Genomic DNA, 21886 nt, shown 5'->3' on the forward strand with positions numbered 1-21886 from the left:
TGTCATATTTTACCCATAAGAAAAACTAAAATAAAAATCGTATTTTATCTGTTTTCTTTAAAGCGAATCAGACGCCCAGTGTTGCCCCGCCATCTACAACAATTTCCTGCATAGTGATCTGTGCTGCTTCTTCAGAGAGCAGGAAAGAAACGGTATTGGCGATATCTGCCGGCTGAGCCAGTTTTCTGAGAGGAATGCCAAGACGATATTGTGTTAAGTCACCATCCAGTATCCCGGCCGGTGGTTCATTGTCGGTCCATAATTGTTGTTGCATCGCTGTGAGGGTAGAGCCCGGTGAAACGATATTAACCCGGACATACGGGGCAACTTCCAGAGCAAGATTGCGGCAGAAATGGCTGAGTGCTGCTTTGGTGGTGGCATATAAACCCATTTCAGTGCGCGCCATGCGGGCACTGTTAGAGCTGACGGTAACAATACAGCCTTGTCGCTGCTGCCGGAAATGTGCGGCTAAATGCTGGCTGATGAATATGGGCGCCAGCAGATTAACATTCAGGCTGGTTTGCCATTGTGCTTCAGTGGCACTCAGTAATGGTGTAAGGATTAATACTCCGGCCACATTAACCAGACCGGTTATATTGTATTGATTAATCAGTGTATTGAGTAATATACGGGTTTCTTCGAAAGCAGTGATATCCTGACTAATGCTTGTCCAGTAAGTCTGATACTGGGCTTCAATCATCTGTTGTACCGGCCAGCTCGGCGAATAGGGTTGTTTATCGATTCCGATAACATGATAGTGCTGTTTGAGCAGTTTGGTGACAATCGCAGCCCCTATACCCTGGGCTGCACCGGTAACGATAATGGCCTGCTGCATGGTTGCTTCTCCAGATAATGTTACTGTTGCTGAAATACATTGAGCATAGTTTGCATTTTGGCTTCGGTTTCAAACCATTCTGCTGCTGCGTCTGAGCCTTCAACGATGCCTGCTCCGGCATACAGGCGGATAATATTGTGATTCAGTAAGCCGTTGCGGATAGTAACGACCCATTCTCCGTTCCCGCTGGCATCCATCCAGCCATTCAGTCCGCTGTAGTAATGACGGTTATAGCCTTCATGATTGAGAATAAAGTCTCTGGCGATATCGGTTGGTGTGCCGCAAACGGCCGGTGTGGGATGCAGATGAAGTGCCAGATTAAGTGCATCGGGCGCATCGGCTTTCAGTTGCCCCTGAAAGACTGATGACAGATGAAACATGGTTGATGTAGTTAAAATTTCGGGTATTTCTGATGCCTGATACGCTGAGCAATAGCTGCTGAGCTTATGCCGGATATTATCGATAACCAGCTGATGTTCATGCCTGTCTTTGACCGACTGATAAAGTTCTGTCTGAGTCTGGTTGTTGTGTTCCGGAATGGCCGGGCGCGGTCGGGAGCCGGCCAGCGGGTTACTGCGTACCTGTTGCTGCTGGCGCGATAGCAGTAATTCCGGGCTGGCACCAAAAATATACTGGTCTTCTTCTACAGGAATCATAAATTTATAGGCATCAGGATTTTGCTGGATAAGGATATTCAGTAAATCCTCCGGGCTGTACTGCCGGGCAAATTCAAATTCTGTTGCCTGCGACAGCACAATTTTTTGCATCTGTTTATCCGCCATAGCGCTTAAAGCCGTTTGAACACTGTGTTCGAATGCCTGACGCTCTACCAATGTTTTTTTGCGGATAACGGAGTTTGCTGTTTTGCCTGCTGAAGCAGTATTGTGCTCAAAGTGAGCTGGTGAAGTTTGATTAAATTCACTGTAAAAATTTAAGGTGCCGTTCTTTCTGGTATCAAATGGAATAGCAGCAATAAGAATGGGATTGGCATATCCCTGTGCTTTGATGTGATTAAAACAGTCGGCAATCTGCTGATTGCAGGATTCGGACTGATTAACCGGCATGTGTATTTTGTGGATAAGATGTCTGGCACTGATGTGATGCTGTCTGGTTGCAAAACAGGCAAACTGATCCTGAGATTGAATAGGAGAGCGGGAAACAGCGCTTGATTCTGTAATCGTCATTTTATTACCTGTAGACAGATGCGGGTTGTATGTAATGAAAAGTCTAGATAAATCAGGCTATGTAAGTTTGTTGATATTAATGCAAATAGTAATCATTATCAATAATTATAATAAAAATACAGAAAATTTTTCTGTTTTGGGCAAAATTCAGCCACAAGCTGTTTCAGATATATGCAATGGTTATTATTTTTTCTTTTGTGCAATGGAAACAAACTTCTGCTATTTGCGGATTTGCATGGGTAAGCGGTGAATCAATCAGGAAATTCAGGTATGAATGACGATACGACTGGAAAGCTATATCAGTAAAATTAATCAGTTTCTGATATTGATGAAACCATGCTTTGATAATGCTCTCTTTTGCTGAAAAAAGCAGCAGCGCCATCAGCGGCAGGTCAGTACTGTGTTCGGTTATATAGCGTAATTCGGCCGCCCGGAGAAACAGGCTCAGAGTGGATTTATGCTCATTCATAATACTCTGATGCTGCCGGTATTCAATATCGATACCCAGATAGCGGTGTGTCGGCTGTTTTTTCTGTACGCAGGCAATAGCCAGACATTGGCGCTGATTGCTGGTGTGGCTCAGACTTCCCTGTAAGGATTCAGGAAAAAGCGGCTGTCCCTGTGAGCCTGTTTTCAGATTAAAGTTGCTGTAATCATACTGTAATAATGCATATTTTGCCGCCAGCCGGCCGGCTATAAATTCTGTCTGGCGTTTGTGCCGGCTTTGTCTGATGTTGTCCAGCAGAAAGATGTTATGTATCTGACCAATTTTATGCAAAACCGCTGTGTCGGCTAATGGCATGCATATCTGGTGAATGGTGTTATTGCCGATGCTAATTGTGTGATGACTGAATAATGCAGGCGAATCATTCACCGGCAATAGCAATTTTCTGCTGCCGGCAAAAGTGTTTTGCCGGCAGTCTGTTCTGCCCGGGTCTGATATAAATGACATGCATAGCCTGTATTTTAAGATATGGCTCTAATCAGTAGTATTTGCCTGAATCATATCTGGTGTTTATGTCATATCCGGCGATAAATCCAGAGTCAGGGTAGGCTGCCACGGAGCCGCACTGCGATGCGACACAAAAATCAGGGTGCAGGACTGGCTGAGTATAGTATCAATCAGTTGTTGTTCCGTGCTTTCATCCAGTGCTGATGTGGCTTCATCCAGAATCAGTATCGGCGCATGCTTGATAAGAGCACGGGCAATGGCTACGCGCTGCTGTTCGCCGCCGGATAGGGCAGAGCCCTGCTGGCCGACATGTTGGTGAATGCCTTCATCCGTCCGGTCGATAACTGTTCCCAGCATACATTGTCTGGCAATAGCTTCGATTTCAGCATCACTGGCATCAAAACGGCCGATGCGGATATTGTCTGCCAGAGTGCCGGTAAAAATAATCGGGTTCTGAGCGACATAAGCCATATTGTCTGTCAGTGTCTGATAAGACAGTTGAGGCAGTGGAATGCCGTCTAATCTGATTTCACCCATAGCCGGATCATCAAAGCGCAGGCATAGTTGCAGCAAGGTACTTTTGCCACTGCCGCTAACGCCGGCGACGTGTAAGCGCGCACCTTCGGGGATATCCTGATTAATGGTTGTCGAGCCGGTGATACAGTTCAGATTATGCAGAGATAACTGTGCATGCTTCGGGGTGCGCGTTTCTTCTGTTTCAGGCAGTACCGGCGGATGGGTAAGTTGCTGAAAGTGGCGCAGTGAGCTGATTAAGTCATTGATGCTCAGACCGGCAGTAGCCAGTGCGCTTAATGGTGCGCCGGCGCGCCCCATCAGTAATAATACAGCCAGTATCAGGTATTCATCGTTCTGAGCGGACAAAATACAATAAACCGCCATACCTGCCATGGGCAGCACATTAGCTAAAGTAGCTATCAGCGTTGCACTGGCTGCACTACAGTTAATTTTGCTTAGCAGGTTTTCCTGAGTGCTCCAGCGCTGCTGGATAGTATCCAGCGCATGAGCCGATCCTGCGGCTGTACGCAGCAGAGTAAGGTGTTCAACCAGCTCAATAGTCGCTGTGGTGCTGTCCAGTTCGGTCTGATGGCGTTGTGCATCAGTTTTATTTAAAGCATATTGTGCCCATACTTGTAATAGTAAGGACAGCAATATCATCGCCAGTGCAGCTAACATGATGCCTGTACCGGCAACAAAGGCCAGCCCGATACAGATAAACAGGGGCAGACAGGGCGCATGTAAAAACGTCTGCAACTGATGCGCCGGAATGCTCATGAAATTCGGAATTTCCTGTCCGGCAGTTTTACTGATAACCGCACGGCGCTGGTCATTAAACCAGGACAATTTAGCGCTGGACAGAGAACGCCCCAGTGCGGCAAATAAATCTCCGGCCAGACGTACGCCGGTAAGAAAGCCGTTACGGGTAACCAGTACCGTAATCACTATGGCAATAGCAGCGCTAATCACTACCCACAGTGGTGACTGCTGATTTACTATAGCCAGAGCCAGTATGGTGTAAGCACATGCTTCCAGTACGGCAACCAGTATCCAGCCGATGCTGACAGCAATCAGGCGGGGTCTGGTGGCGGCCGGTATGGTTTCAAAAAGGGAGTGTTTGTTGCCGGCTGCTGTATTCATGCCTCGCTCCTTAATGCTTCCAGTACCAGTTTTGCATCGGCTTTATCGGCCAGAGCCGGCTGGTGAGTAACAATGATAATGGTTTTATGCGCAGTATGAGCCAGTTCCTGCAAGGCCTGAAATATTTCCCGGGCATTCTGATCATCCAGCGCACTGGTAGGCTCATCCATTAAGATAATTTCTGCCTGAGTGAGAAAAGCCCGTGCAATGCAAATACGTTGTTTTTCTCCGCCGGACAGGGTACGGGCAGGTGTTGATAAATCCAGATTCAGATTGGCTCTGGTCAGAGCCTGCTGCATGACTTCATCGCTGGCATCAGGAGCAGTTAAGGCCAGATTGGCACGAATCGTATTGTCTAAAACATCATATCCTTGCGGAATAAACAGAATCAGCCGGTGGCGGGTGTCGTCATGTAATGCAGACAGATCGGTCTTACCCAGTTGAACAGTTCCGGATGTCAATGGTATGTATCCGGCTAATGCATTGAGTAAAGTGGTTTTACCTGCCCCGCTGGGGCCGGTAATAGCGGTAATGGCACCGGCGGGAAATGTGAAGCTGAGTTTGCGTAAAACCGGCTGTTCTTCCTGAGAAAAAACTGCATCATGCATAGATAATACTGCCGGCTCCGGCAGATGATTTATGGTTCCGGCCGGTAATAAAGGCTGATGTAAAAATTCGGTCAGACGTCCGGCAGCAGCGCGTCCGGCTCTGATGTAATCAATACCATGCCCGAGACGTAATGCGGGTGTCACAATGGCCAGACTGAATAACAGAGTGGCAGCCAGAGTAGTGGTGTCCTGTGTATAACTGACCCAGTAGCCAATGGCAAATGTCGCTACTGCCTGTAGCATAGCAGTGGCGATGGCTGCTGGCGTGGCTGCCTTGGCTACCCAGTGCACCATATTGCGGGTAAATTTTTCAGTTGCTTCTGTATAAGCAGTTAATGCGCTGGAATGCTGCCCGTAAATACGATAAACCGGAATCCCGCGTACATATTCATCGGCCTTATTAATGATATCCAGCATTACCTGCATACGTGCGGTACCGTCACGCCGGGTCATGCGCGGTATGATGATGAGATAATAAACCGAAGCAATCAGTCCGGGTAATAATACCCATATTGCCGATATGCCGATAAAATAAATAAGGATGCCGATGGATAAAAGCGGAATAACCGTGAATACGGCAATCTCACCGGGTAAATGAGCCAGCATATGATGCAAACTGGCAATATCATCGGTTAGCAGTTGTTTAAGTGTCTGCTCATTCTGTTTAGCCAGTATATTGGACGGCAGGCGGATTAAATGCTGTGCCACTGTCCGGCGTAAAGCCGCCGCAAAGCGGCTTTCTGCCTGATGTGCCAGCCATGAGGACAAGGCCGTAAACAATGCGGCCAGCAGCCAGCTGACCAGTGCATAATTCAGCCAGCGCCAGCTCATGTTATCGATAAATTTAATGATAAACCATAGCCCTGCCAGCATAGCGATACCAGCAATTACGGCGGCAAGTGTACCGCTTATCAGCCCGGGCAGGGCTACCCGCCACTGATGTGCCAGACCGGACGGTATGCTCTTGCCGGATAGATTTAAGTCAGTCATGTTTTATGTTTCCAAAGCTGTATGCAGCGTCCGGCTAATTATTTGCAGCCAATTCTAGGCTGAAACAGTTTTATTTTGTTTTTCAATGAGCTGCCACCAGTTGTTTAGTGAAGGCTGCTGACCCAGTACATCATAGCCAATATTGATGTCATACTGTTTCAGTTCAGCGGCAAACTGCATAATGCGTAAAGAATCCAGACCGTAGAGAATCAGGTTCTCTTCAGGGTTAATGGTTTCTTCCGGTATTTCCAGTAATGTCTGAACTTTTTGTGTCAGCCATGCACGGGTAAGACTATTTGTTGCCGGTAACAATGCTTCTGTAGTAGTGACCTGCCCGCAACAGCCGGCAACATAATTCAGTGCTTGCTGGTGTTGCTCCGCTGAGAAATCAGCCAGTGCATCAGCTACAAAAAATACCTGAATATCCTGCATAAATGCTTCTGCAGCGGTAAGCATACAGCCGATATGCGCATAAACACCACCGATAATCAGCTGATCACGCTGCCAGTTATGCATGTGTGTCAGTAAATCTGAACGTTGAAAAGCGCTATAACGCCATTTGGTCAGTACGGTATCTTCCGGACGTGGTGTCAGGGCGTCAACTATTTTCTGCTCTTCAACAGGTGCAGTAGTAATACCCGCACCCCACATATCATTCAGCAGCGCCCGTTGCTGAGGATTCTGCTGATGCGGCTGGGCGGTATACACCACGGGAATCTGTTGCTGGGCAGCCCAGCTGCGCAAACTTTGCAGATTCTTTATCATTGTCCGGATGAGTGTGCTGTCCTGCTGATAAAAATTCAGAAAATAATTCTGCATGTCATGAATTAATAATACAGAGCGCGCAGCATCAGCTTCCCAGTTGGTTTTATTTTGCGGGATTTGTGCCTGAGCAGGCATCGGATAATCATCGATTTGTTTGATAGTCATGCTGTTTCTCATTTCTCATTCTGATAATTATTTCAGGCAGGATTTTGCTGAAAGGTTTCACGTAAGCGTTTTTTATCGGTTTTGCCGACGGCAGTAAGCGGCAGGCTATCAACAATGCATACCTGATCAGGCAGTTTGTAATGAGCAATACCCAGATTGAGCAGATGGCGTTTCAGGCTCAGAGCAGTTAAGTGCTGATTCTGTGACACAATAAATGCACAGCTCTTTTCACCAAAACGTTCATCCGTAATAGCAACCAGTGCGGCTTCGGTAACATCAGGATGGGTAATCATCAGTTTTTCAATTTCTTCAGCAGCAATTTTTTCGCCACCGCGATTAATCTGATCTTTAACCCGTCCCACCACTTTCAGGTATCCGTTGCTGTTACGCTGTACCAAATCACCTGAATAATAAAAACCTTCTGTATCGAAAGCCTGTGCATTGTGTTCAGGGCTCTGGTAGTAACCGTGAAAGGTATAGGGACCGCGTGTTTTCAGCATACCTGTTTCTCCGGCAGGCACTTCGTCACCGTTTTCATCCACCACTTTTACTTCATCATCCGGGCTGATAGGACGCCCCTGAGTGGTGACAATAAACTCTTCGCTGTCATCCAGCCGCGTATAGTTCACCAGTCCTTCCGCCATCCCGAATACTTGCTGCAACTGACAGCCAAAAACATTTAATACCTGTCGTGCCACTGATTCCGGAAAACTGGCGCCGCCTACCTGAATTAATTGTAGTGATTGCAGCTTTTCCAGTTGCTCAGGTGCCTGCTGTAACCACATAGATACGGCACTGGGTACAAGCGAAGCCATGGTTACCTGATGCTGTTCAATCAGGCTGAAACAGCTCAGCGGTTCGGGGCTTGCCGCCATTACCACACAACCGCCGGCATGAAATACACCCAGAGCGCCGGGTGAGCTCAGCATATAATTATGTGCTGCCGGCATGGCACAGAGTAATCGGGTATGCTGATTCAGAGCGCAGATTTCGGCACTGGCACGCACGCTGTAATCATAATCATTGTGCGTACGCGGAATGAGTTTCGGCGTACCGGTACTGCCGCCGGAAAGCTGGAAAAAAGCCACTTTATCTGCCGGCGTAGCAGCATAATGGCTGATATCAGATTGCGCAGTGGTATACCAGTCCGGCAGACTTTCATCATCAGCAAAGGCATTGAGCATTAGAGTTAAAGCCGGCGCCAGCTGTAAAGCAGTCAGTTCAGTCAGAAAATCATTTCCGCTGAATACTTCATGATGGCGTGAAGCCACCAGCAGCCGGGGTTTAATCTGGCTGAAAAAACTCTTTAATTCATGCTGACGATGATTAAACAGTGCATTCAAAGGCACAATACCGGCTTTCAGCAGAGCAAAAAAGACAATATAAAATTCGGCAATATTAGGTAGCTGCACCAGTGCAGTATCACCTATGCCAAAGCCCTGTGCGCTCAGCCGTGCTGCCAGATTATCGGAAAGCTGATTTAACTGCGCATAACTGAAATGCCGTTCACCACAGATAATGGCAGTTGACTGCGGAAACTGTCTGGCTGTTTGTGTCAGCACGCGGGTTAACGGCTGATCCAGCCAGTAACCTTTCTGGCGGTATTTCCGGGCTAAATCTTCAGGCCAGTGTGTATAGCTAATCATCTTATCAGCCTTTTTTCTATCTGTTAAACCAGCTGAATCAGACAAAAATGTTGATTAATCAAAACAAATTGAATCATCCAACATTTTTCTGATGGTCTGTTCAGGGTTGCTAATTACGGTTTGCTGTAGTGATAAGTTTTAGTTAAATGAAACTGGTAATCATTTTCATTTAACTGTATCATCGTCAAAAATCGTAAATTTGTCAACAGAGTAAAGAAATAATGTGTGGACTTACTCCAATGCAGTCTGCATGCTGGTTTGGGCGTGTGCATGACGCCATGCTCGGTGGTGTGGCTGCGCATCTGTATACCGAATTCAATGGCACTCAGCTGGATTTAGACAAACTCAGACAGGCAATTGAATGTCTGTACCGGCGGCATGAACTGTTACGTTTGCAACTGAATGCCGAAGGTGAAGTAAGAATCAGAGATACGCTGCCGCAAAATGTATTGGAAATAGATAATTTTTTACATTTATCCGAGGCGCAGCAGCAACAGAAACTTGAAGACAAACGCCGGCAATGGACACATCAGCAACTCAGTCTGGATGAAGGACAGACAGTACGTTTTTCTGTCAGCCTTCTGGGTAATCAGGTTTTCCGCCTGCATATAGATGCCGATATGATTGCCATTGATCCTTCCAGTTTCCGGATTCTGATGGAGGATCTGGCTCAGTTTTACGCAGACAGTACCGTCTGTCTGCCTTCACCGCCATCTTTTTATGACTGGCGCAACAGGATTCAGCAGGATCTGTACCAACGCCAGCAGCAACAGCGTGCTCGTCAGTGGTGGCTGTCACGCATGGATATTATCGCACCTGCGCCTGCTTTACCTTTAAAGCAACCAACCGCGGCCGGAGCACAGAGCACACGCTTAAGTGCAATTATCGGTGCAGAGCAGGCATTGCTGTTACGCCGGTTTGCCCGTCAGCAGCGGTTAACCTTTTCTGCTCTGATACTGGGGTTGTTTGCCTATACATTGGGCAAGGTCACCCATGATCGTGCTTACCGGCTTAATGTGCCGTTTTTCTGGCGGGAACCGCTTTTGCCTCATATTGACCGAACCATTGGTGATTTTGCCGATTTGGTGCTGTTAAATGTTGATATGACTGAAACGCCTGATCTGGAAACTTTTTGCCGGCGTCTGGCGACTGAATGGCGGCAATGTCTGGATCACCGGCAATTCAGTGGTGTCAATGTAATGCGGCGTTTGTCACGTCATCATACTGCGCCGCAAATCGCACCGGTAGTATTTACTGCCGCAGTCGATTTACCAGAAAAAAATCTGTTCTCATCCAAAGTACATGAGCATTTTGGCAGTATGGACTGGTGTATTTCACAGGGACCGCAGGTGGCACTGGATGCACAGTTTGTGCAGCTAAATAATGATTTACTCATTAACTGGGATATTCGTCTGGATGCATTAGCCGATACATGGGTAAACGGACTATTTGAACGTTTTCTGACTCTGCTGAATACATTGATTGCGCAGCCGGAATATTTTTCACGCCCGCTAACTGAATTGAATCAGTACCTGAATATTACGGAACCTGATGAAAAAGCCACGCCTTTAAACTCCCTGCAAAAATCCTATTTGTCCGGCCGAAGTACTGCTTTTGCACTTGGCGGTGTGGCGATGCAGGAATTTCGCGAATATGCCGGAACACTGGATTTACCCGCATTCAGGCAGCGTCTGGCTGATATGGTACAGCATCATGCCAGCCTAAGAACCTATATTGATGTCAGACGTTGTGTACAGTGGGTAAATCCGCAGGTAATTATTAATTTAACTGAAATCAATCTGTGTGGAGAAGAGCCGGCAGCAGCTACCGAAAAAATTGACAGTTTTCGCCGGCGTTATCAGCAGGAAATATTTGATTTACAGGAATCGCCGTGGGATATCACACTTTTTCAGTTATCCGCACAACAGTTTATTGTCTTTGCGCGCTTTGATGCGCTGATTCTCGACGGACGGTCTATTGCAGCGCTGATGTGTGAGTTATTCACAGATACGGAGCTGAAAGAGGCGCCACTGCTGTCTGAAAACAGGCAGCAACCGGATAGTCAGACTTATAACACAGCACTTGCCTACTGGCAGACACAGTTGCAGCCTGTTACGAGCATTCCACAATTACCCTGGAAACAACCTTTAGCGACACTGGAAACTTCACCCTATCAGCGACAAAGTGCCGTATTGCCTGCACAAACATTCGATAAATTATGTCAGTCAGGTTTACGGCAGGGACTCTTTAAAAATTCCTTATTGATGGCGTTGATTCTGGTGGTATTAAATCGCTGGCAGCAGACATCCGGCCTGCTGTCGGTAGCGGTACCGGTTTTGCCGCTGTATGAGGGCGAATTATCCAATCAATCCACTTTTGTTGTGGTCTGCTGGTCATCCGCAACCGGTTTTATCGAACAGGCGGCTAAGTTACAAAAGAGTATGCTGGACGGTTTGCAGCATCTGGCCTTTTCCGGTGTGGACTTGGCAAGATTACTATTTGAGCAGCATGGCGAAGCACCGGTTTTACCAATCGTTATTACTAATGGATTATCGTGGCCGGTATTACCGGCGGGTAGCGCAGTTCATTATGTTAACGGGCTAACTCAGACACCACAGGTAGCGATAGATATTCGCTTCATGCTCAGTGATGACGGCGCATTGCTGTTTAATATTGATTTTGCACAGGCTGCCATAGATGCAGCCATCATTCACGATTTTCTCGCAGTTCTGGTCAGCGTCTGTCAGCAACTGGCAGATCAGGGTCTGGAAAATATTGATTCCGTATTAAATCAGACATTATCCGGTATCACAATCAATCCGAATGGGCAGTGTGCTGATGCGCTTATCCGCCAAAGAGAACAATTAGAACATATTTACCGCGATACGCTGAATATCGAACAAACAATAGTTATTGAACATACCCGGCCATTCAGCCAGCTCGGATTACGCCCTGCGCATGTAAAAGAAATTACCAGCCGGATAAATCACAGTTTCAGACTGACTCTGAATCCGCGCCAGTTAATCGGCTGCCGCAATATGAAGGAAGTGGAACAACTGATCCGGGCAGAAATGGATTCAGTATAAAAGCATTACATGTTGTAAACATTTAAATATTTAACTATTTGTACATAGGAACGGAAGAAACATGGATATAAAGCAAACGGATTTGGCAGGTATTGGGATTGGTCCTTTTAATCTGGGGCTGGCGGCATTATTATCTGGTCATTCAGAAGTCAATGCAGTATTTCTGGATAAAACGCCTACTTTTCACTGGCATGCTGGCCTATTATTGCCCGGTACCACATTGCAGGTACCCTTTCTGGCTGATCTGGTTACCATGGCTGATCCGTGTCATCCCTTAAGTTATCTTAATTACCTGTGTCAGCAGGGGCGTCTGTATCAGTTTTACTACTATGACCGTTTTCTGATTCCGCGTCAGGAATATGATGATTATTGTCGCTGGGCAGTACGCCAGTTGCCATCCTGTCATTTCGATGCCTGTGTTAAGGCAGTAAGTTATGATTATCGTCAGGAAAGATTTATTCTCGAAAGTGAATCTGCATCCGGAGACAGACAAATTTTTTCCAGTAAAGATATTGCTGTTGGTGTGGGTACCAAACCTTACCATCCTGAGTGGCTGAAAAACACCAGCCACCCGCTGATACAGCATTCAGCGCAATTTACCTATATGCAGAAACAATTGCAGGAATGTAAACAGGTTACCGTGGTCGGGGCTGGGCAAAGTGCCGCTGAATGTGTGCTGGCTCTTTATCGAGCATTGCAGCCGGAACAAATCCGGGCAGGCGCGTCAATCCGCTGGATTACCCGTTCTGCCGGTTTTCATCCGATGGAGTTTTCCAAACTGGGGCAGGAGTGCTTTACTCCGGTATATATGCGTTATTTCCAGACACTGACACCGCAGAAACGGCGTGAAGTCAGTGCCGGTCAGGGACAGCTTTATAAAGGGATCAGCTTTGCCACCATTGGCGATATTTATGATTTATTGTACGAGCGAACCATTGCCGGTGCACCGGCAGGGCTGACACTGTTTTCTAATTGTGACGTGCAGTCGGTAGAAATACTGCCTTCCGGCGTAATTAATATGACCTGTCTGCATACCCAGCTTAATCAGCAACAAACCATTCAGACAGATGCAATTGTGGCAGCCACCGGCTACCATCATCAGTGGCCGCAATGGTTTGAAGAGCTGAAAGGCAGTGTTCTGCAAACAGATGAGCACAATGACTATCTGGTTAATGAAGACTTTACCGCTGTACGCTGCGATAGCGGTAAAGGGCGGATTTTTATTCAGAATGCCGAAATCGCCAAGCAGGGGGTTGGTTCTCCTGATCTGGGTATGGGCGCAACCAGAAATGGTGTGATTATTAATCAGCTTCTGGGCAGGCAATATTACCGGGTACCGGAATACTCGGCCTTTCAGCAATACGGATTACCGCAATAAATTGCCACTTATAAAAAATCGCCCGAAAGGGCGATTTTTTTACAGGCCGGAAATTTTTTAAAAATCATACGAACCGGATAAAAGGAAAGTTCTCGGTGCACCTAAAGACAGATTGGACAGGCGCGGCATGCCCCAATATGCTTTATTGGTTACGTTCTTCACTTCTGCGCGCAACGTAAACGGATGGCCGGATACTTTGGCATTGTAGCGGGCACCAATATCAAATACAGTATGGCCGGGTACCGATAAACTGTTTTCCTGATTCAGATATTGTTTGGATACAGCCGTAGCATTGGCAGAAAGAGTAACAATGCCGGCTGCGGCTTTAATATCCCACTCCGCACCCAGCTTACCCTGTACTTTAGCCACACCCGTGGCAATATTCCCTTCATTGGCATGATTTGCCAGTTTAGTCAGCTCCGGTTTAATGTAGCTGGCACCGCCTATCAGACGTACTGTCTCAATCGGCGAGGCTATAAACGTCCATTCAATACCGCGGTTGCGCTGCTGACCGCCGGATGTAAACTCATTAGTTCTCAGATCAGTATAACTATTGGGTTTTTTGATGTTAAATATACTCAGAGAATTAACCAGATTGCCGTAATCCCATTTTATCCCCAGCTCAGTCTGCTTGGTTTTATACGGAGCAAACACCTTGGGATAATTAGCTGCTGTAATGGGGGCTGAATCACCCTTGGTCAAACCCTCAATATAATTGCCGTAAAGTGATACATGATCTGTGGCTTTAAACAGAATAGCCACGCCCGGAGTCAATGCGTGTTTTTTGTATTCAGTTAAAACAGGTTTACCCATCAGGCTCAGATTATCACTTTTGACTTCCTGATAGCGCAGACCTAAAGTCAGCTGCAGTTTATCATCCATGAACGACATAATATCGGCCATCCCATAGCTTCTGAGCTGCAGTGAGCTTCTGGAAATTGGCGGAACATCAAAGGGTACAGACTTACCCCATGTCGGATCATACATATTGGTTATCCATGTAGCCCATGGAATACTTCTGACACCAAAATCATGCTGATTATGCTTGTAGTAAGTAGTATTAACTACCCATTGATGATTTACCGGACCAGTATCAAACTGACCTTTAAAGCCCACATCTGCTGATTTCTTGTCCAGATCAAATGCCAGCTGCGCCATTATGGTCTGAATGGTGCCTTTGTTATCCAGTAGATTGGCTGAAGTAGCACCATTGTATTTATAATTGGTTTTACTGCGCCCGAAAGCCGCATAAGCAGTAATATTGTCTGTAATATCAAATTCACCGCGCACCATAGCTCCGCGGTCTTTATTGCTGACATAAGACCAGTCGGGGTTAATCAGCGTTTTCGGATTTGGTGGTGAGGGTACTTTCATATTTTTACCCAGATTGATACCGCGTACTACTCCGTCCACTTTGTCATTGGCCATATAGATATCAGCAGAAACCCGTGCACGGTAGCCGCGCCAGTCCATTCCTATTGAACCGAGCTGAGTTTTCAAGTCCTGTTTTCTTACAGGGCCGGAACCATCCTGATAAACCCCGTTAACCCGAATCCCGAACTGTTTGTTCTGCCCGAACCGGCGGCTCGCATCAACCGTTCCGCCCCATTGTGAATCAGACATATAGGTAGGCGTTATCCGTAGCAGAGGCTCATCACCTGCACGCTTGGATACCAGATTAACTGTACCGGCAACAGAACCGGCAGGCGGCATACCGTTTAACAGTGCGGACGGTCCTTTCAATACCTCAATGCGTGAAAACATGGCCGGCGGTGTACGGTAATAGGGGGCAATACCAAATAAACCGTTCATCGACATATCGTTGGTGTCAGACTGAAAGCCGCGGATATAGTAATTTTCACTCCAGCCGCCGATAGCGCCATTGGTAAATACCGAAGGGTCAGTAGCAGCAATGACATCAGTAACATTTCTTGCCTGAGAATCCTCAACGAATTTATTGGTATAGCTAACGGTATTAAATGGCGTTTCCATCGCAGTTTTATTGCCAAGAAAACCAAGACGGCTGTCTTTAGCCACAAAACCGCCGGAGTAAGTTGTTTTTCCGCCTGCTTCCACCACCACATCAGCCAGAACAGCTTCACCAGTGGATGGCGTATTCTCGGTAGCTGTTTTTTTCACCGCAGGTTTGGCTTTATCATCAGCCGGTTTCGCATATATAACCGGAGTGTAAAGCAGCATGGCGCTGGCAATACTCAGTATCAGCGCTTTGGGTGAGGAAGTGAACGGATGCAGAAAATTTTTGCTTCGGTGTCTGACCGCAGGCAAAGCCTCTTGCCTGCGGTGATGTGCGTGTTTACCCATAGATTTCTCCTTGTTAACTAAACTCACGCAATACATTTAACGGATGGATTTATTGGTAGGGTCTGGTTTTCTTATTTATACAGCTTATTATTCTGCTGTAATTAAAACAAAGTTATTGATAGCCTTTCATCACATCCTGCATAAGCAGTCGCATCGAAGTAGGGCTGGCTCCGGTGGTATACCATGCATCGGCATCCACAAAAACTACCCGGTTGTTTTTCCATGCTTTGGTAGCGCGTAATAACGGATTAGTTACCTGTGCAGCGCTAATCACCGGCTGATGCTCCATAACTGAGGTACGGTCAATAATGTACAGAATGTCCGGATCAGCCCGTTTAATAAATTCACTGGAAATCGGCTGTCCGTGCAGGCTGGTGCTGAGATCATTACTGGCCGGTTTGACACCCAGATCACTGAAAACGAAGCCATAGCGTGAATCCACCCCATAATTACTGAAAGAGCCATTGTTATAGAGTACTACCAGCGCTTTTTCCGGCCGGTCTTTAGTCACAGCACGAACTTTACTGACTTCCGTATCCAGCTCAGCAACCTTGGTGCGGGCTAAATCTTCACGGTTAAAAATCTTACCCAGAGTCAGCAGATGATTTTTAATGGTGTCCAGATGCCCGTGTTCGCTGTTATTGAAATTGATCTCATAATAGAGCGTAGGTGCAATCTGCGTCAGTTCCTGATAATGGTCTTTCTGAATCGGAGTCATTAAAATCAAATCAGGTTTCAGAATATGGATACGTTCCATATTCGGCTGCACAATGCCGCCTAAATCGGCAATATCATCATGATTCTGTTTGTATTTATCCAGAAAATGCGGAATAAAATCCTTGGGCATTCCGGCTACAGGCACATTTAACTGATCCAGAAAGTCCACTTCATTCATATCCATTGCGGCTACACGCTGCGGAATGTGATCAATTGTAGTCGTACCAAGCTGATGCTTGATAATAAGCGGCTCACTACGCTTCTGTACCGCAGACGAAGACGCAGAAACCGGCTTTTTATCACAGCCGGATATGGTCACCATTGTTGCTACTGCAATCAGCCCCAGTAGACTGACAGCACATTTTTTGAGTTTCCCGTTCATATTTTACCTTTCGACTTTTGAAAATACTGACAGACATAACCATGTTTATTGTGACTAATTTCAAAATCCAGCTCATACAGTTCACTCAGGCGTTCTTCAGTAATGACTTCCTGAGCAGGACCGCTGAAACTTAACTGTCCCTGTTTTAATGCGACAATATAATCTGAATAATTTGCAGTAAAATTAATATCATGCACCACCATAATGACAGTTTTCCGCTGCTCTTCACTCAGACGCCGGATTGCTGCCATGATTTGTACTGCATGATTCATATCCAGATTGTTTAAAGGTTCATCCAGCAGCAAAATCCTGGTTTCCTGAGCAATAGTCATCGCCAGAAAAGCCATTTGCCGCAGCCCGCCGCTTAATTCATCTATATACACATCACGCAGGGCACTGAGCCCCAGAAAATCGATTGCCTCGTCCATAACCTGATGGTCTCTGGCTGAGAGTACCCCGTGCCCGTAGGGAAAACGGCCGAACGACACCAGCTCCTTAACCGTCAGCCGCAAACCGAAATAAGGAGATTGCCGTAGTGTCGCGACCAGACGGGCATAATCAGCAATGCGGATGCCGGCAATATCCTGGTTATCAAACAGAATATTGCCTTTAGTCGGCGAAAGCAGCCGTGCCAGAATCATCAGCAGAGTGGATTTCCCTGCACCATTGGGGCCAATCAATGCAATCACCTGCTGCATCGGCAGCTTCAGACTAATATTGTTCAGCACCGGCCGATGACCATATACTTTGGAAATATTCTGAATAGAAATCATGCCATTCCTCGATGACGGACAATAAGCAGCAGAAAATACACCCCGCAAATCAGATTAATTAAGATACTGACTGTCGTTTTATAATTAAACACATGCTCCACCAGAATCTGTGCAATCAGAAACACCGCAATAGCTACCGCACTGGCAAATAACAGAATCCGTTTATGCTGATAATGGCCGGCGAAGGCATAAGCCATATTGGCAATAAATACCCCCATAAAGGCAGTCGGACCAACCAGACTGGTCGAAACAGCGACCAGCACAGCAATCAGACCGAATCCCCAGCGCACATAACGGGCATAATCGACACCAAGCGAAACAGACTGTTCCTCTCCCAGAGCCATCACATCCAGAGTAGTCAGATACGGATATCCCACCAGTCCTACAGCCAGCATGGCGACAAAAGCATATAAAAGCGTCTGCGTTTCGGAATGATTAAAAGATGCATAATTAATTCCCTGAAAAACAGAAAATTCGCCCGGGCTGATTTTAAGCACAATAAACTGCGTTAATGTGGTGATAACCATGGTCAGCACCATACCGAACAAAAGCAATAACCACAGACTGTGGCGTGCACGCGGCAGCAGGTAATGATGAATAAGCCACGAATAAAACAGCATTAATCCGACTGAAGCAAAAAAATTTCCGTTCAGACCCAGCAGCCCCAGACTGCTTTGTCCCAGAAAGAACAGCAGCAAGACCTGCCAGAACAGATATACTGCCTCATAACCCATAATTGCCGGAGTCAGAATCCGGTTAGTTACCAGCGTCTGAAACACCACAGACGAAACCGCAATACAAATACCTGCCAGCAAAATAGTAGCCAGACGCAGTAATCGCTTGGGCAGCACATATTCAAAATCAAGACCGGAATCAAACAGCATAAAAAATACCGCCAGTCCGGCAATACAGGCGCAAAGCAGCCAGAATTTGCGATTCATCATCGTAGCCCCCGTAAAATCAGCAGCAAAAAGACAATGCCGCCAACCGCACCGGCAGTAAGGCCAATAGGTATTTCAAAGGGGTAGATCAGCAAACGGCCGGTAATATCACATCCCAGCAGCAGGCATGCCCCGCCAAGCGCGACAACGGGTAAAGTTCTGGCTAAATGTTCACCATATTTAATCGCCACCAGATTCGGAATCACCAGACCGATAAAAGGAATAGAACCAACCGTAATCACCGTAGCCGCAACAGTAACTGATACCAGCATCAATCCAATAGCCACAGTCATTTTATAGCTTACGCCCAGACTGGCAGCCATCTGCTGCCCCATACCCACTACAGTAAACCGGTTGGCAAATACATAACTCAGAATAATTACCGGCACAAGCACATACAGCAATTCATAATGCCCCTGCACCACACGGGAGAAATCACCCAGCAGCCAGCCCTGAACATTTTGTAAAAGATTATTTTTATAGGCATAAAACTCAGCCGCAGCACTTAAAACACAGCCATACATCAGCCCGATTACCGGAATCAGCACAATCTGCTGATAGCGGATTCTGGCAATAATCCAGATGTAAATCAGTCCGGCAACAAAGCAGAACAGCAGAGCTGCCAGCATCTTACTCAGCACACCGGCAGAGGGAAGCAGTACCAGCGAAACCAGAATGCCGAGTTTGGCTGCATCCAGCCCGCCGGCTGTTTCCGGCTCCACAAATTTATTGCGGACAATATGTTGCAGAATCACACCACCGATCGAAAGCCCCATACCTGTGAGCACAATCGCAATCAGACGGGGAAAGCGGCTGGCTTTGACAGTTAACCAGTCAGCATCAGAACCGGACAGCAGACCTGTCCATGAAACCGGATCAGTGCCTACCAGCAAAGACACAATACATAAAACAATAAATACACTGATCAGAATACGGTACATCAGTGATATATCCTGCTACAGCGATGACTGATTACAGCCGTGGTTACAAAGTCATCACCATACAAGACCGCAAGCCGGCAAGCTAGATTTTGCTCCCGCATCGGCTGATACAGACTCAGCATTGATTCTCCTCAGGAAAGTGCTCTTTATGTCGATCTGCTGCTTATGCTGCTGTTTTACGGCATAAATCAAAACATTAAATAAAATTAGAAACAATTAAAGTTGATGAAAATGAAAATCAATTGTATTATCATTTTAAATGTATTGTAAAGTATTATTAATAAAAATAAAAATTCTGACTCTGATAAACAGAGCAGGCAGGTAGCACAAATCTCTTCCGATGTTAATTTAAGTTAACTGGTTAAATAATTATGACCAGAATAAGTACAGACAGTCATGAATAACTGATACGGCAAGAGAGGATTAATAATATGTTAACGTTAAATACAGATTCTGCTCCTTCTATCGCAAATGAGCACGAAGAATTTATCTGGATGCAACAATTGCAGGAACCGGAGCAGGTGAAATATCAACTGGCAGTGTGGCAGGTAAACCCATATCCGGATTTAACCATACTGCATAAAAGCATTGTGCATTTACTGGAAATCCATACAGACTTAAATGTTCGCTATCAATTTACCGATGACGGAGATTTATATAAATATCCCGATGCTGATTTCTCAGCTTGTATCCAAACAGAGCAAATACAGGAAAAACAGCTTATTACCCTTCTGGCGCAACTAATGCAGCAATCATGGCAGCCGGAAACAACACCCCCCTTTCTGGTTACAGTAATCAGCACAGAAAACAAAGTTTTTCTGGCTTTGCGTTTACATCCGATACTGGCTCAGCAATTTACTCTGGATGATTTAATTCAGGAAATTCAAACCACTTACACCAGCAATACCGGAGCACCGCATCAGCTCGAATTATTGCCTTTAGATTTAACTGTACTGAATATACCGGCAACACCGGCTCAGCCTGCAAATACAGAATCGTTGCCAGACATCATACTGGCAGAATTCAGAAATACACTGGCAGAGCCCGATATGACTGCCGACGATGATTTTTTTGATTTTGGCGGACATTCACTACTGGCAACACGGGTGATAGGTAATTTACAAAAAAATCATGGTATTAAATTGAATTTTAATGATTTTTTTAAATCGCCTACAGCAGGCGCACTGGCAAAAATTGCCCGTCAGCAGCAGCCGGCAGTATCTTCAGCCGAAGTACAGCCGGATCAGAGTGCGCCATTAACACTGGCACAGGATTTTCTATGGCAGGCATACAGTGCCTTTGATTTCAGCCCTATTTACAATTTACCGTTTGCCATCGAATTTCAGCAGCCAGTCAATGAAGAAATCCTGCATCAGGCATTTAATGATTTAATCATACGCCATATCGGCTTGCGTACCCTGTTTAAAACCGATAAACAGCAAACCAGACAATATACAGTTCCCGTAGCCGAACTTAACCAATATAAATGGTTCTGGCCGGTCAGCGACAGCCATGGAGTAACACTGTCCAGTGAAGCGGCGTATAAATTTGATCTGACTCGTGAACTGCCTCTCAGAATCCGGCTGTTAACAGCAGATAACGGCAACACAGTTTTATCGTTTCTGGTACATCACATGGTAATAGATGAATGGTCTTTAAATACCATCATGACTGATCTGAGCCATGCATATGCCGCACGGCTGCAAGGACAGGCACCGGTATGGACAAATACCGTACCCGCTATTCATGAATTTGCACGCAGACAGCAGCAAAACGGTATTAATCGTCAGCATCTTGACTACTGGCGCAGCCGCTTACAAGGAGCAAAAAAAGGCTTAACCCTGAACACAGACACCATCACCTTGCCGGAAAATACTGCTCCGCAGGTGAAATGGCTGGAAATCAGATTTGATTCTGCTTTTCATCAGCATATTTCCGCATTTGCCAAACTTCATCATGCTTCAATATTCAGCGTGTTTTATACCGCTATTGCCACCATACTGCAAAAAGAGGGTAATTTAGACGAAATCGTCATCGGCACCTCAGCATCCGGCCGTACTGATCCCAATTATTTTGATACCGTTGGCTACTTCACAACCATGGTTGCCCATCGTACCCGTTTTACCCCACAGCAATCATTTACCGCATTGCTGGCAGACACCAGTGAACAAATCAACGAATCCATGGATTATGCCGATATTCCGATTAACTATATTCAGCAGGCTTTAGGTATTCCTGATAACGAAGGATTAATGTTTGATGTTTATATTCACATTCATTCAAACAATGCCTTAAATGGTCAGCTAAACACAGCCCGGGGTGCCATACCTTACCGGCAGATATTACCGGAGCGCAATGAATCCATGTTCGGGTTGCACTTCGAAATTATGGAAAATCAGATTAACAATCAGTACAGCCTGAGCATGATTATTACCTATCAGGCACATCGTTATCCGACTGTACTGGTCGAGAGAATAGCCAAAGAAGTGCAACAGCTGTTAAATGATCTGGCTAAACAGGCATCGGCATAAAGATTCAGATAAAC

The 21886-nt window shown here is 46.2% G+C and carries 15 protein-coding genes; 3 read left to right on the top strand and 12 right to left on the bottom strand.

What is annotated here, in order from left to right; all coding sequences use genetic code 11:
• Nucleotides 1–67 precede the first annotated feature (67 nt).
• The 7 genes from H3V01_RS09010 to H3V01_RS09040 all read right to left on the bottom strand — a co-directional run bounded on the left by H3V01_RS09010 (nucleotide 68) and on the right by H3V01_RS09040 (nucleotide 8801).
• Nucleotides 68–835, bottom strand: coding sequence for an SDR family oxidoreductase (locus tag H3V01_RS09010; protein ID WP_084548229.1), 768 nt, complete (start codon nucleotides 833–835; stop codon nucleotides 68–70).
• 20 nt (nucleotides 836–855) lie between these two features.
• Nucleotides 856–2019 carry an isochorismate synthase gene (locus H3V01_RS09015; protein WP_198186577.1) on the bottom strand — a complete coding sequence of 388 codons (1164 nt, stop codon included), beginning with the start codon at nucleotides 2017–2019 and terminating at the stop codon, nucleotides 856–858.
• Nucleotides 2020–2182: 163 nt separating this feature from the next.
• The gene (locus H3V01_RS09020) at nucleotides 2183–2971 is read right to left on the bottom strand and encodes a 4'-phosphopantetheinyl transferase family protein (protein WP_198186578.1); all 789 of its coding nucleotides are present in this window, start codon (nucleotides 2969–2971) and stop codon (nucleotides 2183–2185) included.
• A 63-nt stretch (nucleotides 2972–3034) separates the two neighbouring features.
• Nucleotides 3035–4627, bottom strand: coding sequence for an ATP-binding cassette domain-containing protein (locus H3V01_RS09025; RefSeq protein ID WP_198186579.1), 1593 nt, complete (start codon nucleotides 4625–4627; stop codon nucleotides 3035–3037).
• On the bottom strand, nucleotides 4624–6225 hold the full coding sequence (locus H3V01_RS09030) for an ATP-binding cassette domain-containing protein (protein ID WP_198186580.1): 1602 nt from the start codon (nucleotides 6223–6225) through the stop codon (nucleotides 4624–4626). The genes H3V01_RS09025 and H3V01_RS09030 overlap by 4 nt, the downstream gene beginning before the upstream one ends.
• A 54-nt stretch (nucleotides 6226–6279) precedes the next feature.
• Entirely contained in the window at nucleotides 6280–7155 is an 876-nt protein-coding gene (locus tag H3V01_RS09035; protein ID WP_198186581.1) for an isochorismatase family protein, read from the bottom strand.
• A gap of 32 nt (nucleotides 7156–7187) precedes the next feature.
• Nucleotides 7188–8801 (bottom strand): (2,3-dihydroxybenzoyl)adenylate synthase, encoded by a 1614-nt coding sequence (locus H3V01_RS09040; protein ID WP_198186582.1) that lies wholly within the window; start codon nucleotides 8799–8801, stop codon nucleotides 7188–7190.
• Between the two features lie 221 nt (nucleotides 8802–9022).
• Between H3V01_RS09040 and H3V01_RS09045 the strand changes: the two genes are divergently transcribed.
• Nucleotides 9023–11887: a condensation domain-containing protein gene (locus H3V01_RS09045; RefSeq protein ID WP_198186583.1), complete on the top strand. Its 2865-nt coding sequence runs from the start codon at nucleotides 9023–9025 to the stop codon at nucleotides 11885–11887.
• Nucleotides 11888–11948: 61 nt separating this feature from the next.
• Nucleotides 11949–13265 (top strand): putative histamine N-monooxygenase, encoded by a 1317-nt coding sequence (gene basC / locus H3V01_RS09050; protein ID WP_198186584.1) that lies wholly within the window; start codon nucleotides 11949–11951, stop codon nucleotides 13263–13265.
• Nucleotides 13266–13322: 57 nt separating this feature from the next.
• Here the strand turns inward: basC and H3V01_RS09055 are convergent, their stop codons facing one another.
• The 5 genes from H3V01_RS09055 to H3V01_RS09075 all read right to left on the bottom strand — a co-directional run bounded on the left by H3V01_RS09055 (nucleotide 13323) and on the right by H3V01_RS09075 (nucleotide 19341).
• The gene (locus H3V01_RS09055; RefSeq protein WP_198186585.1) at nucleotides 13323–15587 is read right to left on the bottom strand and encodes a TonB-dependent receptor; all 2265 of its coding nucleotides are present in this window, start codon (nucleotides 15585–15587) and stop codon (nucleotides 13323–13325) included.
• 112 nt (nucleotides 15588–15699) lie between these two features.
• On the bottom strand, nucleotides 15700–16686 hold the full coding sequence (locus H3V01_RS09060) for a siderophore ABC transporter substrate-binding protein (RefSeq protein ID WP_198186586.1): 987 nt from the start codon (nucleotides 16684–16686) through the stop codon (nucleotides 15700–15702).
• Nucleotides 16683–17459 carry an iron ABC transporter ATP-binding protein gene (locus tag H3V01_RS09065; RefSeq protein ID WP_198186587.1) on the bottom strand — a complete coding sequence of 259 codons (777 nt, stop codon included), beginning with the start codon at nucleotides 17457–17459 and terminating at the stop codon, nucleotides 16683–16685. The genes H3V01_RS09060 and H3V01_RS09065 overlap by 4 nt, the downstream gene beginning before the upstream one ends.
• Nucleotides 17456–18403 carry an iron chelate uptake ABC transporter family permease subunit gene (locus tag H3V01_RS09070; protein ID WP_025331567.1) on the bottom strand — a complete coding sequence of 316 codons (948 nt, stop codon included), beginning with the start codon at nucleotides 18401–18403 and terminating at the stop codon, nucleotides 17456–17458. The genes H3V01_RS09065 and H3V01_RS09070 overlap by 4 nt, the downstream gene beginning before the upstream one ends.
• Nucleotides 18400–19341 (bottom strand): ABC transporter permease, encoded by a 942-nt coding sequence (locus H3V01_RS09075; protein ID WP_084550663.1) that lies wholly within the window; start codon nucleotides 19339–19341, stop codon nucleotides 18400–18402. The genes H3V01_RS09070 and H3V01_RS09075 overlap by 4 nt, the downstream gene beginning before the upstream one ends.
• Before the next feature lie 431 nt (nucleotides 19342–19772).
• Between H3V01_RS09075 and H3V01_RS09080 the strand changes: the two genes are divergently transcribed.
• Nucleotides 19773–21872 carry a condensation domain-containing protein gene (locus H3V01_RS09080; RefSeq protein WP_198186588.1) on the top strand — a complete coding sequence of 700 codons (2100 nt, stop codon included), beginning with the start codon at nucleotides 19773–19775 and terminating at the stop codon, nucleotides 21870–21872.
• Nucleotides 21873–21886 lie beyond the last annotated feature (14 nt).

Source organism: Snodgrassella sp. M0351 (assembly GCF_016100575.1).
Classification (GTDB): Bacteria; Pseudomonadota; Gammaproteobacteria; order Burkholderiales; family Neisseriaceae; genus Snodgrassella; species Snodgrassella alvi.

What these genes read in the sequence shown, in the direction of transcription:
- H3V01_RS09060 (WP_198186586.1), bottom strand. Translation starts at nt 16,686, where the DNA reads ATGAACGGGAAACTCAAAAAATGTGCTGTCAGTCTACTGGGGCTGATT.
- H3V01_RS09030 (WP_198186580.1), bottom strand. Translation starts at nt 6,225, where the DNA reads ATGACTGACTTAAATCTATCCGGCAAGAGCATACCGTCCGGTCTGGCA.
- H3V01_RS09075 (WP_084550663.1), bottom strand. Translation starts at nt 19,341, where the DNA reads ATGTACCGTATTCTGATCAGTGTATTTATTGTTTTATGTATTGTGTCT.
- H3V01_RS09065 (WP_198186587.1), bottom strand. Translation starts at nt 17,459, where the DNA reads ATGATTTCTATTCAGAATATTTCCAAAGTATATGGTCATCGGCCGGTG.
- basC (WP_198186584.1), top strand. Translation starts at nt 11,949, where the DNA reads ATGGATATAAAGCAAACGGATTTGGCAGGTATTGGGATTGGTCCTTTT.
- H3V01_RS09045 (WP_198186583.1), top strand. Translation starts at nt 9,023, where the DNA reads ATGTGTGGACTTACTCCAATGCAGTCTGCATGCTGGTTTGGGCGTGTG.
- H3V01_RS09080 (WP_198186588.1), top strand. Translation starts at nt 19,773, where the DNA reads ATGTTAACGTTAAATACAGATTCTGCTCCTTCTATCGCAAATGAGCAC.
- H3V01_RS09055 (WP_198186585.1), bottom strand. Translation starts at nt 15,587, where the DNA reads ATGGGTAAACACGCACATCACCGCAGGCAAGAGGCTTTGCCTGCGGTC.
- H3V01_RS09040 (WP_198186582.1), bottom strand. Translation starts at nt 8,801, where the DNA reads ATGATTAGCTATACACACTGGCCTGAAGATTTAGCCCGGAAATACCGC.
- H3V01_RS09035 (WP_198186581.1), bottom strand. Translation starts at nt 7,155, where the DNA reads ATGACTATCAAACAAATCGATGATTATCCGATGCCTGCTCAGGCACAA.
- H3V01_RS09070 (WP_025331567.1), bottom strand. Translation starts at nt 18,403, where the DNA reads ATGATGAATCGCAAATTCTGGCTGCTTTGCGCCTGTATTGCCGGACTG.
- H3V01_RS09010 (WP_084548229.1), bottom strand. Translation starts at nt 835, where the DNA reads ATGCAGCAGGCCATTATCGTTACCGGTGCAGCCCAGGGTATAGGGGCT.
- H3V01_RS09015 (WP_198186577.1), bottom strand. Translation starts at nt 2,019, where the DNA reads ATGACGATTACAGAATCAAGCGCTGTTTCCCGCTCTCCTATTCAATCT.
- H3V01_RS09025 (WP_198186579.1), bottom strand. Translation starts at nt 4,627, where the DNA reads ATGAATACAGCAGCCGGCAACAAACACTCCCTTTTTGAAACCATACCG.
- H3V01_RS09020 (WP_198186578.1), bottom strand. Translation starts at nt 2,971, where the DNA reads ATGTCATTTATATCAGACCCGGGCAGAACAGACTGCCGGCAAAACACT.